The 14,332-nt window shown below is 33.8% G+C and carries 7 protein-coding genes; 1 reads left to right on the top strand and 6 read right to left on the bottom strand.

Going from position 1 to position 14,332, the window contains the following annotated elements; genetic code table 11:
- Position 1: 1 nt before the first annotated feature.
- From EKM03_RS07060 to corA, 6 genes are all read right to left on the bottom strand, one after another.
- Positions 2–1,390 (bottom strand): glucoamylase family protein, encoded by a 1,389-nt coding sequence (locus EKM03_RS07060; protein ID WP_126462991.1) that lies wholly within the window; start codon positions 1,388–1,390, stop codon positions 2–4.
- A 73-nt stretch (positions 1,391–1,463) separates the two neighbouring features.
- On the bottom strand, positions 1,464–2,366 hold the full coding sequence (locus EKM03_RS07055) for a LamG-like jellyroll fold domain-containing protein (protein WP_126462993.1): 903 nt from the start codon (positions 2,364–2,366) through the stop codon (positions 1,464–1,466).
- Between the two features lie 17 nt (positions 2,367–2,383).
- Complete coding sequence (locus EKM03_RS07050; protein WP_126740089.1) at positions 2,384–3,838, bottom strand: RagB/SusD family nutrient uptake outer membrane protein; 1,455 nt, start codon at positions 3,836–3,838, stop codon at positions 2,384–2,386.
- Between the two features lie 4 nt (positions 3,839–3,842).
- Positions 3,843–6,851 carry a SusC/RagA family TonB-linked outer membrane protein gene (locus tag EKM03_RS07045; RefSeq protein WP_126562456.1) on the bottom strand — a complete coding sequence of 1,003 codons (3,009 nt, stop codon included), beginning with the start codon at positions 6,849–6,851 and terminating at the stop codon, positions 3,843–3,845.
- 239 nt (positions 6,852–7,090) lie between these two features.
- Complete coding sequence (locus EKM03_RS07040) at positions 7,091–9,835, bottom strand: histidine kinase (protein ID WP_126740088.1); 2,745 nt, start codon at positions 9,833–9,835, stop codon at positions 7,091–7,093.
- 382 nt (positions 9,836–10,217) lie between these two features.
- A complete protein-coding gene (gene corA, locus EKM03_RS07035; protein ID WP_126562956.1) occupies positions 10,218–11,288 on the bottom strand; it encodes a magnesium/cobalt transporter CorA in 1,071 nt (356 codons plus the stop codon).
- A gap of 331 nt (positions 11,289–11,619) precedes the next feature.
- Between corA and EKM03_RS07030 the strand changes: the two genes are divergently transcribed.
- Positions 11,620–14,181 (top strand): zinc-dependent metalloprotease, encoded by a 2,562-nt coding sequence (locus EKM03_RS07030; protein ID WP_197037198.1) that lies wholly within the window; start codon positions 11,620–11,622, stop codon positions 14,179–14,181.
- Positions 14,182–14,332 lie beyond the last annotated feature (151 nt).

Raw genomic sequence — 14,332 nt, 5'->3', positions numbered from 1 at the left:
TTTAAAAATTATATTTTGTAGAATTAAAGCCCAATTTTGTCAAACCTGGTTTAATTTCCGGAGCGTTCATAAATAATTTCCATAATAAACCGGAACGGTGATTTTCAATCATAGGTGCAATTGTACCTTGATCAATGGCTAAATATCTTGGCGTTACCCAGTTATAATGCGGGGAAAAGGCATCATAAGGCCCTGCTATTCCAACATATTCTGTTCTTTTTTCATCGTATAAATAATGAAGAAACTTCATGGACTCTACTGGTGTAAAAGGAAACGAAGACAGGGCAGCCGTAGGCGTAATTACCCCTAAATCATTGTTAGGCTGGTGTGCTGAATATCCTGTAGAACCATCACTGTTACGGGAATAACTAGCCGTTAATCCCCAACATTTATCTGAATAACCTTTCCATTGACGTGGATTAGCAATGCAATATTGATTGATGATTTTAGAATGATTTTGGGTCAATGCCCAATAATCGGCATATTGATCCTTCAATGTAGTGGGATCTAATCCTAAATAAGAATATTGCGCCCAGAACAAAGGCCCTACATTTCCTGAAGCTCCGTTATAATTGAAAATCACAGGAATTCCATATTGTGATCCTCCATTTGTAATGCCTCCATTTCTGGCCCAAGCCTGATGATAGGCCTGTTCCGAAATAGGATGCGTAGGCGAAGCAGCACCCAAAACATAGGTAATCAAACATTCGTTGTATCCTTCTAATTTAAAATTCATTTCCCAACCGTATTGCGGAGACCAATGCCAGTAAAGGGCGTTTTCTCCTTTGGTATACCAATCCCATTCTACTCCTTTCCAAAGTGCATCGGCTTTTGCAGCTAATTCTTTTTCTGAGGCAGAACCATTTTTAAAATATTCTCTGATGCTTAATAATCCTTGACAAAGGAAAGATGTCTCTACTAAATCACCTCCATTATCTTTTGTTCCAAATGGAATTACTTTTCCGGTTGAACCATCCATCCAATGGGGCCAAGCACCGTGAAAACGTTCTGCTTTTTCGAGAAAATTCATAGCAGTTGTAAGACGTGAAACTGCTTCTGACCGATTTACAAAACCGCGTTCAATACCTACTATTATTGACATTAACCCAAAACCGGAACCTCCCGTGGTGACAATATTAGCTTCAAAACCAGGATCATTGGTATAATACCGTTCTCTTGCCAGTTTAGAATTAGGCTCTGCATACTCCCAAAAATACTTGATGGCATCTTTTTGAACCTGATCCATAACCTCAATATCCGTCAAAGGAACTGTTGGAGTAACAGGAGTTGTTGGCAATGGAGTTCCAGTACCTCCGTTACTCTCCGGAGTTGAGGAAGAGCAGGAAATAAAAAAACTAATACAAAATAGTAAACTCAGGGAAATCTTCATTTTAATAAAAATAATAGGATTAATAGTTTTAAAATAAACCCCTAGTTTTAGAAATCTAGGGGTTAATAGTCTTTTATCTGTTGTCTTTTTCTAATTTATATAAAGCGACAACTTCATTGTCAGAAAGAGCTGCGTTATAAATTCTAAACTCATCCATTAAACCGGTGTAATTCAACATCCAACCATCTGGAGCGTTCCATGGAGCACCTAAATGTTGCTGGAATCCACCAATAATGAACTTTGAAACATTCGAACTGGCAAGATCACCATAGCCAACACCCCCGCTAAGAGGATCACTTGCATATCGCTTGGCAATTGAAGCAGGTAAATTCAGTTTTTGTCCATCAATGTACATACTGTAAGTAGAACTAACTCCACTGTAAGCCCATACAACATGTTTCCATGTTCCAAACATATTTGTTAGAACATTAGCACCACCATGCTCTATAAACTGCCCAGACCATGCAATACTGGGTGTCACATCTTTTTGAAGATGATTTTTCATTAACATAGTAGTTGCCGGACCAGTACCTTCTATTAATGAGAAAATGTTCCCCCAAAAATCTGTTGTTTTTGGCAACATAAATAATGATTGTGCTCCTCCGGAGTGTGGATTTGTATTGATCCACATAGAAACAGTAATACTTTTTAAATCCACCAAAGAACTTGCCACTGCGCTGTAAGCAATAAAAGAATTTGAAGATCCTTGATATGCCTTTCCTTTGATTCCGTTTCCATAGGTCACATTTTTCCCTACCCCGCCTGTTATTCCATTTTTTGAATCTGTAATACTGTTCTCAAAACTAAATTTGGTAACTAAATTAGCGGCAGCAACGTTATCTGAATTTTCATATCCACCAATTGCCTCGTAAGCAATTGGTGTATTGACTTTATCTATACTATCCTCGTTACAGCTCACAAAAAATTGTGAAGCCAAAACAGAAGCAAATAAGAAAATATATTTATTTTTTTTCATTTTACAGTTCTTTAAAATTAATACCCTGGGTTTTGTGTTGACAATCCGCCTGATTGTATAATAAAAGCTTGTGGCAATGGAAACAATTCATGTTTACCTGCAACGAATGTTTTTCCATGAATAGCAAATGCGGTTACTGCTTGTCCCGTACGAACTAAATCAAAAAATCTATCGTGTTCAAATGCCATTTCAACTCTTCTTTCTTTCCAAATTGCAGTTCTCACATCACTTTGAGATAGAGCAATTGTGTTGCTTAATCCAGCTCTTGCTCTAATTTGGTTCAACAAAGAAATCGCTGCAAGAGTTTGATTCAATTCATTTAGCGCTTCGGCTTTCATTAATATAACTTCGGCATATCTCAAATATTTAATATTCACATCGGTTTCCCAACCATCTGTGAAAGCAGATGAATACGCTTTGTAGTTGTATCTTTCATTTTCAACAGTAACTGGTACAACTCTACCATCATATAAAGTGGTACCTCTAAAAATGATTGTTGCATTTTTTCTACTATCACCTGTTTCATAAGCATTTACTAAACTTTGGGATGGTGTATTGAAGCCCCAACCCCATCCACCATTACCACGAGCTCCTTGCGTATTGGAATATCCTGAGATTCCTCTGGCAGGAACTGAACCTGTGCCTTGAATTTCAAAAATAGATTCAGCATCATTTTCTCCAGCTAATCTAAACATAGAAGCATAATTTGGAACAATAGCATATCCTGTAATCAAATTACAGTTGTCCACTACTTTCTGCCAGTTTTTTTGGTACAAATTTATTTTTGCCAATAAAGCGTAAGCAGCTCCTTTTGAAGCTCTTCCTTTTTCAGCAGCCGCATATTCGGATTTGTTTGGCAATGCCACAATAGCATCATTCAAATCACTTTCAATATAAGCATACACTTCTGCTCTAGATTTTCGTGTTAATTGCATAATTCTATCTTCATCAGAAGAAGGGTTTGGCAAATGATCAATAATTGGAACACCTCCATAGGTTTTCACTAAAGTGAAATACATAAAGGCTCTCAAAAACTTTGCTTCTCCCATTAATCTGGTACGTAAAGCAGGATTAGCTTTGTCTAATTGAGGAATAATACTTAATGCTTGATTGCATCTGTTAATTCCTTCATAATTAGCTGCAAAAACCTCACTTGTTGATGGCGTTGAGGCATTATAGGTTAAGGCATCCATTAAATCTTTATCGGTACCAGTATCTCCTGGAGACGATCCTTTGTCAGCATCATCAGAGGCAATACTTGACAACCCAATCCAAGAAAAGGAAGTCATGTTCCAATCTAAAAACTTACTGTAGATGGCAGTTACAAAAGTGGCAGCTCCTGCATCATTATTGAATAATTCTATGTCTTTTGTAGAAATAGATTCTGTTTGATCTACCTCTAAATAGTCGTTTGAACATCCCGAGAAAAAGTATGCGGATAGCGCAAAAATTGATATATATATCTTTTTCATTGTATTAAAATTTTAAATTAGCACCAATAACTACTGATCTTAATGTTGGATATGCATCCAACTCAATACCTTGCGTTCCATAAGGATCTCCATTACCATTTAATTCAGGGGAGAAACCTGAGAATTTTTGAGTAATAAGTGGATTTATTGCATTTACATATACTCTACAAGAAGTTAAAAATTCTCCTTTCAAAGGAATTTTGTATCCTAGAGTAATATTATTGATTCTAAAGAAATCCCCCGATTCTAAATAATAAGTTGACGCTACCGGAACTTGATTAAACGGTCCAGGATTTGAGGCAGTAGTATTGTTTACTGTCCAAAAATCTGTTGCCAGTGAATCTTCGATATTTTCTCCTGTAAAACGTTGTGCTTTTTTACCGTTATACACTTTTGCTCCAGAGGTACCGTATCCGTCCACTGAGAAATCAAAGTTTTTATAGTTCATCCCTAAAGTAACTCCGTATGTTGAATTAGGTAAAATAGAACCAACGTACTTTTTATCTGCATTAGCATTTAAAGCATCTTGAGTCACTTTGGCTCCTGCTGCAGTGTAGTATAACATTTTACCATTTGTAGCATCAAAACCCGCATATTCATAAATATAAAAACTACCCAATGGTTTTCCTACAGAAGTATTGTCTAATAGTTTTGTCCATTGTCCATTTCCTAAATCTCCACCTGTAATTGGGGCAAGTGTAGCATCTTTTAAACCTGTCAATTCATTTTTGTTGTTAGAAAAATTTCCTCCAACCCAGTAACTCAAATTATCCGTTAGTTTATCGTCCCAACGCAAAGCAATCTCATATCCTTTATTAGAAACTTCTCCCACATGTGCCGGTGAAGAATTGCTGATTCCAGAAGTAATATAAGGTCTTGTGTTTAAAATTACATTTGTAGTCGTTTTATCGTACACATCAAATGATCCTTTCAATCTGTTAGTCAATAATTCAAAATCTAATCCTGCAGAAGTTTCTTCGGTGATTTCCCATGATAAACTTGGATCTACTTGTGAATTGATAGTAGTTCCTTCATTCAATAGGGAACCTCCTAAATAATAAGTAAGACCAGAACTATATGCTTGGTTGTTAAGAGGAACATTTTGGTTTCCTAATTTACCCCAACCACCTCTTAATTTCAATAAGTCTATTCCTGTTGCATTGGCCATAAATTCCTCTTTGGTAATAACCCATCCTAAACCAAAGGCTGGAAAGGTTCCCCAACGGTAATCTTTACCAAAATTTGATGAACCATCCCGTCTGATTGTACCTGAAAATAGGTATTTATCCATTAATTTGTATTGAAAACGACCAAAATAAGAAGCTATTTTATTTTCATTAAAAACCTCATCTCTGTAATTAACAACTGTTCCTACATAATCAACACCCGCTAGTGACCAGTAATTTGAATTTGCATTTACATTTTTTCTGGCAACAGTCAATTGCTCTCTAGCACCCCTAACCGAGGTCTCGATACCAGCTGTTAGTTCAATATCATGAATTTCTGCAAAAACTTTATTGTAAGTCAGGTAGTTAGACAGATTCCAATTGAAATATTGATTTCTACCTTTAGTCAATAAATTAATATTTTTATCCGCTGGATAAGTAATACTGCTTAATTGTCCCGGATTATTATTGGATTGCCAAATTGTTTTAGTGTCTTCGAAATTGTAATTTTTCCAAGAATAATATTCCCCGTTAAATTGAGAAGTAAATTTTAATGATTTCAAAATATCATAATCTAATTTCAAACCCCCTTGTAAGGTTATGCTTCTTTGCTCTTCATCAAAATAGTTTAATTGTGCTACAGGATTTCCTACGTTATTAAAAGAAGAACCGGCAGTCCCGGCAAAGCCGTTAGTACCAACATAAGAAACTCCATATTGACCATTTGAAAAACGAACTGGAACGATTGGTGATTGTTTGTAAGCGTTAGTAAAAGCGCTTAATGGTTTTGGAGTAGAATTTGCTGAACCAAAACTAAAATTTTGATTTAAAGTTACTTTTTTAGAAATTTTAATTTCATTATTGTTTCTAAAAGTGGTCCGACTGTAATCCAATCCGTTAAGAATTGCTTTTTCCTGATAATTTCCTAAACTGAAGAAGTATTTAATATTCTCCGTTGCACCAGAAACCGAAACGTTATTTTGAGTATATGAACCTGTTCTGGTAATCGCATCAAACCAATCGGTGTTAATGGGTTGATCTTGTGAAAAAGTAGTGGTTTGCAAAGCAGAATTCGAAAAATGAGAGTACTTATTACTTCCTGCCATTTTTACTTTTTTCAAAGGCTCTCTAAAACCTGTGAAGCTTTCAAATTCTACTGTAACTTTGTCTCCTTTGCCTTTTTTGGTTGTAATAATGATTACACCGTTTGCAGCTCTAGTTCCATAAATTGCTAATGCAGAAGCATCTTTTAAAATTTCGTATGAGGTAATGTCATTCGTATTAATGTTATTGATATTCTCCGTAGGCATACCATCTACAAGATATAAAGGAGTACGTCCGCCTAATGCAGTACCCAAACCCCTAATAATTACGGAAGGAGTGCTTCCCGGTAAATCAGAAGAAATTACCTGAACACCCGCAGCTTTACCTTGAATTGCTTGTGAAGCATTGAGTACTTTAGTTTTAGAAATTTCTTCTGCTTTCAGCGAAATTATTGAGGAAGTATTATCAATAATTTTTCGAGTTCCGTACCCTATAACAACGACTTCATCTAATTGTGTATCCTGATCTTCTTGAAGTACAATACGCATCAGGTTTGATGTAGCTACAGTAGAAGTTGGTTCAAAACCTAACATAGAAATTTGTAAAATTTCACCTATTACAGCTCTAATTTCAAAATTCCCATCAAAATCAGTAATTGCATTCGTTTTAGAATCAACTGCAACTATAATACCACCTGGAATTCCGATGCCATTTTTATCTGCTACTTTTCCCTTAATTACTTGTCCAGACATGTATGCCGGTAGTAAAATAAGTGCTAAAAAGCTAAAAATAATATTTCTCATATATTAATAATTTGTTAAAGTTAGTTGAGCCAAATTAGATAATTACAACGTTATAGTTAGTACAACAGAGTTACTACATAAATACATCAAAAAATAAAAGTAGCGAAACAAATCAATGATTGAAAGCTGTTAATAAGGAAAACGGGTATTGCAATAGATGTATATGATGTAGTAATGATGTATTGTGGTTTCTAAAAAAACAATACATTAAATATAGTATCTATAAAAATAGAAGGTATTTATATGTTTAACAAAAATTTAGAAAGGTTTTCTTCCTGATTAAGATTTAATTTTTTTCTTAGGCGATACCGTTGCAACTCAACTCCTCTAAATGAAATGTTCATCATTGGAGCAATTTCTTTAGAAGAAAGATTCATTTTTAAGTAAATACAAAGTTTAATATCCTTAGAGGTAAGGTTGGGATATTTCTTTGCTAGCTTGACAATAAATTCATTGTGAATCTGATTTAGGTTGTTCTCAAAAGTCTCCCATTCATGTTTATTCACGGCATTTATTTTTATGGCTTTTTTGATGTCACTTTTTAGTTTATTAAAGTCCGATTCAGAGTCTAAAATACCTTGAATACGTTCTATCATTTCACTTTGCTTTGCTATAGAAAGTGACTTACCGGCAACCTCAGATGACTTTGTTTGCAATTCAAGTTCCAAAATGTGCTTTTCATATTCTTGAATATTCAACTTGTTTTGGGCTTTTAATTCCATTTCCAGAATTTTATTTTGATGTTTTAACTCCTCATCACGAAACTCTAATTTTTGAACATATCGTATTTTATTCCACTTATAATATAGGTATAATATTGTGCTTATCACAATAAGATACAACGAGATCATCCAAAAAGAAAAATACCAAGGCTTAGCCACAATGAATTGAAAATTAGAAATTGTAGTATAATTCAGTCCATCATTCCCGTAAATAGTAACACTATGGTCGCCACTACTAAGGTTATTCAAAACAATCAATCCCTCCTTGATAGGTATAAAACGAGACGTGTTAGTGGTTTTATAAAATAAATTTGGCTTTGCCGCTCCAAATTTTCCAGATATTACATGTATCTTCAACTCTGAATTATAATTTATCCGCGATTTATTGTGAATCAAACTATCTTCACTAAAAGCTTCTATTTTTATATTCGTATTTTGTTTTTTTTCTTGTTTTAACTGAAGTGAAATAAAACCATCGTCAAGATTTAATAAATAACTTTCTTTATTTTTAAAAATTTTCAAATTGTCATTGATAATCTTTCCTGAGTAATATTTTTCCTGAATAACTTTCCAGACAAATTTATTTGCATTGGCATAAATATGATACAAAAGACCACTCTGAAGTACTATAAAATGATTTTCGTCAATAGTGGCAATATTAGAAATATTTTTGAAATTAGAATTGAATAATTTATCTTTCTCGAGTTGATTCGTGATTGAATTATAGGTATACCAAGACTTATTTATCAGAAAAAGAATTTCATTTCGGAATTCAAATATTTTCACGCCAAAATCATTACTAATTTTGCTGCGTTGGGTAACATTTTCAATCGCAGTAGTTTCATAGGCATCATTATACAGAATGCGGTACAAACCTCTGTTGTTATCAGCAGCCCATATTTCATTTTTCCTATTTTGAGCTACATATTTAATTGGTTTTACTAATCCTTTTATACTTTTCTTTTGATTCAAATCATCAATATCATTATAAATAATTACGCCGCTATATGTTGCTTGCAAATACGAATTATTGATACTGCTTTTTGCTACATTCCACCCCCCGTGTACAGCACTTAATTTATAGAACAATCCTTTCTCGTAAACAAAAGTGCCTTCGTTGTGACCTATCAGGTATTTGTTATTAATTTTACTGATATTCCATGCCTGCCCTTCAGTATTGGGAACTATAGAAAATTGATTGCCTTCTAATTTAAAAATACCATGATTGGACGCCATTAGATAACCTTTGTCTATAGTAGCGACAGAATATACAGAGCCTAAAACGCCCGAGTTATCATAGAAAATAGATATTGGCGAATTGACCTCAACATGGGCAATTCCATTATCCAAGCCAAGCCATAAATCATTTTCTTTGTCCAACCCCATACTCAAAATCGAGTTGTTCATCAGGACATTATTTCTATTAATGTTTTTATAGGAATTGGTTTTTAAATCAAACAGATAAACCCCTTTACTGGCAGTTCCAATAACTAATTTATTGTTTTTTATAAACGCAGCTGCATTGATATTAGCCGTTTTCAAAATAGTGTTTAAAGGGTTTTTCCAAGTACTCAAAACGCCTTTATCATCAATGTAAACCCCATTTTTTTTAGTAAAAATATAGGTTTTGTTTTGGAACTTTCCTATAGCATGAATCACATTATTTTCTAATATAGACCATCTTTGAATTTTTTCAAAAGTGGAATTATTCATTTTATAGATTCCGTTTTCTACTGAAGCAACGAGCAACTGATCGTCTACTACGAAACAATAAGAAATCAAAAAAGAGAACTTTTCCTTCTTGATTGCTTTTCCATCATACAGAAAAATCCCATTAAATGATTGAAAATAAATTTTTCCTTTGAACTTAAATATCTTCCAAATTTCTTCATTATCACTATCTTCGAAAACCTTCGTTTTATCAGAAAGTGAGACATACAACATCTTCCCTTTTTTTCTGTACCAATACCCAAATTCTTTATAAGAACCCGAATAAATCCTGTCACCATCTACCAGTATCGAACGGATAATCGTTTTGTTGGGCAGTGTGTATTTCTCCCATTTCACACCATCATATCGCAACAAATAATAATTATTAGCAAAGTACATTGCGTCATCATTTCCTTGGGCTACATTCCAAATCTGGTTGTCGCCTTTATAATCTGATTTGTTATAATTTTCCACAAAAGGAAGTAGCTCCTGAGCAAAAAGTTGGGATGAAATTAAAGATAAAAGGATTATTATTGTAATTTTTACTTTCAAAACGCGGCATTTTTATCTCCAAATATAGATAGATTTCTTAAATAAAAGGCATAAAAAAAGCGTCTGAATACAGACACTTTTTTGTGAACGGCGAATTTTCTTAATTCTTCAATAATTCAAATACCTGATTGGCCAATGACTGTTTCTATGTGATTGTCAATCCACCTTCTTCGAAATCCTCAACAATGGCCTGAAACAACCCCCTTTTGCAGTTTTACCAATCAAAATGCTCATCAAGCCCAAAGTTATAATTTACTTCCCGCTATTTTGTTCCGTTGTTGCAATATAAATGGTTTACTCATTTTTTGATATTTGTATTAATTCCAAAACAAATTGGAGGTCATATTGTTATTTAATATTTTTTTGTAATACCCTTTTTATATTAAAACCACTGGCGTTTTTTAAAATATATAATCATCCCTATTACGATCAAAAACATAGCACCCATAACGGTATGATAGCCATATTGGTATTTAAGTTCCGGTAAATTTTCAAAATTCATTCCATACACACCTACAATAAATGTAAGCGGAATAAAGATTGCTGAAACAATAGTCAGTGTTTTCATAATCTCATTCATCTTATGTGTTTGTGCCGAGAAAAAAAAATTAGAGGCACTTTCTAATGACCCCATATCCGATTCTATTTGTTCTAAAAGTTCCAGGCTCTTTTGATGCAATCGTGCAAAAAAGCTAAAATTCTCTTTTTCTATCGCATTAAATACATTATCATCTTTGATGCTCTTTATATTGTACAAAGAATCTCGAAGCGGAACTATAGAGCGCTTCAAAAAATTGAAATTATCCCTGTGTTTTTCAATTTTTTCTAAGATAATTGGGTTGGTACTTTGTTTTGAAAGGTTGATGAGTTCCTCTACTTTATCTTCTTCGTTTTCTATGGTGATGTAAAAATTTTCCATAATGGCATCTAAAAGAATGTACAACAAGTAATCCGTTCTTTTGCTTCTTACAATGCCGGAATGCGTCCGAAGACGTTCGCGAATATGCGTAAAAAAGTCACTACGCTTTTCCTGAAAGGAAATTAAGATCCCATCTTTGATCAAAAAACTAATCTGCTCTACACTTATATTATCAGAATTTCCTGTCGGAAGTAATGATTTTATATTAAAAAACAAAACATCTGACAATTCTTCAACTTTAGTTCTTCGTGTAGTATTTAAAATATCAGCTAAAATGAAGGTATCTATTTTGAAATAATTCCCAATAGATTTTATGTATTCAATATTACTTAGACCGTGTAGATTAAGCCAATTATTTTTTTGCAGATCAATATATTTATCAAAATCCGAAACTTTGAAATCATCATACTCTGACAGCATTAAATCATCATAAACAAACAATTGTATTTCCGATTTATAGTCCTTATGAATCCCGGTATATTCTAAATTGTTGGGTTGTAGTTTTCTACTTTTCTTATATTTAATTTTTCTCATACAGCGTCATTTGTATCGTAATATTACGAAAATATTTTAAAAAAAAATCACTCCTCACTACTTTTACAGCTGCTGAAAAGGAAAAAAATATTTTTGATTTATTCATTATAAAACAAAGATAAGGCGAAAAAATACATCCATTCATGAGAAAAAACATATTGTGATATTAAAAAATCTTATTATTTAATAAATGTTAATTATTCGATTTTTGTACATTATTGGTCTGTTTTTAAAAATATATCAATAGATTTGGATTTCGATTGTAAAAAAGAAAAAAAAAACTACTTATTTACAAAAGCTAATCCTTAACCTTTATAAAACATTTAACTAAATGCTAAAAAAAAAACTAACCCTAATTATTGTATGTCTGCTGTTTTTTTCCGTCCAGGGAACATTTGCCCAAAGTAAGAAAAAGAAAAAAGCAGATAAAAATGCCGTTACAGCAGTTGACACCAAAGTAGCTGATGCCAAAAAAGAACCTAAACCCTATAAAAAAGTAATTGATACTAGTGCCGTTACTCAGAAAGGATTAATTGATGTTCATAAAATAGACAATAAGTATCTTTTTGAAATTCCTGATTCTCTATTAGGGAGTGAAATGATGACCATAACCCGATATTCTAAGACTCCTGCCGGAGGAGGAATTTTTGGCGGAGAAGAAATCAACAGACAAGTCGTTCGTTGGGAAAAAGGACTGAACAACAATATATTGTTGAGATCAATCACTTATGTCATTATGTCTCCAGATGAAGACAAACCAATGGCTAAAGCAGTTAAAAACTCCACTTCGGATCCAATTATTGGTAATTATGATGTACTTGCATACAAAAAAGATGATTCCGGAAAAATAACGGGCTATGTTGTCGATTTATCTACAACATTCGATGCTGATGTTCAAACTTTTTCATTAGATCCAATTAAGAAACAATTATTAAACATTCAAACATTTCAAAAAGACAAATCATTTATTTCAAAAATAAGTAGTTTTCCTATCAATACTGAAATAAGAAGTGTAAAAACATTTACCACTACACCACCAAAAATCAATACAACACCAACGCCAAAAATTGGAGTTGATTTACCTTCGGCTCTAGATGCTGGTGTACTCACTGTGGAAATAAATACATCCATGATTTTATTGCCAAAAACTCCCATGCGCAAAAGAGAATTTGATGCACGTGTAGGATATTTTGCCAATCAATACGGTGTTTTTGAGGAAGAATCCCAAAAGTCCGACACCAAAGTATTTGCTGTCAGATGGCGTTTAGAACCTAAATCTGCCGAAGATGCTCAAAAACAAAAAAATGGAGAATTGATAGAGCCTTTGAAACCTATTGTATATTACATTGACCCGGCTACACCAGAAAAATGGAAAAAATTCATCAAACAAGGAATTGATGATTGGCAAATTGCCTTTGAAAATGCAGGTTGGAAAAATGCCATTCGTGGAGAATATTGGCCAGAGAACGATCCAACTATGAGTTTAGAAGATGCTCGTTTTTCTGTATTGAGATATTTCGCTGCTGAAATTCAAAACGCGTATGGACCAAATGTTCATGATCCAAGAAGTGGTGAGATTCTGGAGAGCCACATTGGTTGGTACCACAATATCATGAGTCTTTTGAGAAATTGGTATTTGATTCAAACTGCGGCTGTAGATCCGGCGGCTAGAGCTAAGAAATTTGACGATAAATTAATGGGAGAACTCATTCGTTTCGTGTCTTCGCATGAAGTAGGACATACATTAGGCTTGCGCCACAATATGGGAGCCAGCTCTGCCACTCCTGTTGAAAAACTAAGAGATAAAGACTACCAAGAGCAAAACGGACATACTTCATCTATAATGGATTATGCGCGTTTTAATTATGTTGCACAACCAGAAGATGGTGTGACTAGTTTATTTCCTAGAATTGGAGACTATGACAAATGGGCTATTAAGTGGGGATACTCTTACTTTGAAGACACGAAAACGGAAGCAGAAGAGAAAGCTTTTTTGAATGAAATGACTAAGGAAGCCTACAAGAACCGTCGTTTATGGTTTGGGTCTGAAACCAGTCCCTATGATCCAAGATATCAAACGGAAGATATTGGTGACAATGCTATGAGAGCCTCTGAATATGGTATTAAAAATCTAAAAAGAATTTTACCCAATTTACTAGAATGGTCTAAAGAAGATGGTGAAAGTTATACTGAACTGGACGAACTTTATGGCGCACTTACCGGTCAGTTTAGAAGGTATATGGGTCATGTAACTAAAAATGTAGGTGGAATATATGATAGTCCAAAAACGTATGACATGACTGGCAATCAATTTGAAGTAGTACCAAAAAGCATCCAGAAAGATGCTGTAGCATTCTTGAATACCCAGTTATTCACCACGCCAAAATGGTTGTTGAATCAAGATATTCTTTCAAAAATTAACCCGGAAAATGGTGTCGAAGCAATCAAAGGAATGCAGGATGCCACCTTAAACAGCTTATTAGCCGGAGACCGAATGGTACGCCTTTTAGAAACCTCCTCGGTGAGTAAAGACAACTATTCTGTAGATGAATTAATAACCGATTTGAACAAAGGAATTTTCTCTGAACTGAAAAATAAAAATTCTATTGACATCTACCGCAGAAACATCCAAAAATTGTATGTAGACAAGATGATTGAATTACTAAAACCAGGTACGGCAAGCGTTAGATCTGTTCCGGTAGGAGTTACTTATGGTTTCACCACCAGAAAAGTCAATCTGGCGCAAACGGATTTACCATCTATTGCTAGAGGTCAACTGAATAGTTTAAAAAATGAATTGAAATTATCTACTTCTAGAATGTCAGATCGAATGAGCAAATACCATGTTCTCGATTTAATTTCCAGAATAGGAGAAGCTTTAGATCCTAAATAATAAATTAAAAAGGGAAAATATTCAAACAACATTTTCCCTTTTTTTGTTAAATGTGACTTTAATGTAATGTATCTTGTAGAAACGCACGGCAGTACGTCTATACGTGATAAATAACAATAATGATAGAATTAAATACCCGACTTATTTAAAA

Origin of the sequence: Flavobacterium sp. GSP6, assembly GCF_003984855.1 — a bacterium.
Classification (GTDB): Bacteria; Bacteroidota; Bacteroidia; order Flavobacteriales; family Flavobacteriaceae; genus Flavobacterium.
The sequence above is the reverse complement of the archived record's forward strand: the minus strand, read 5'-3'. Positions and strand labels throughout refer to the sequence as shown.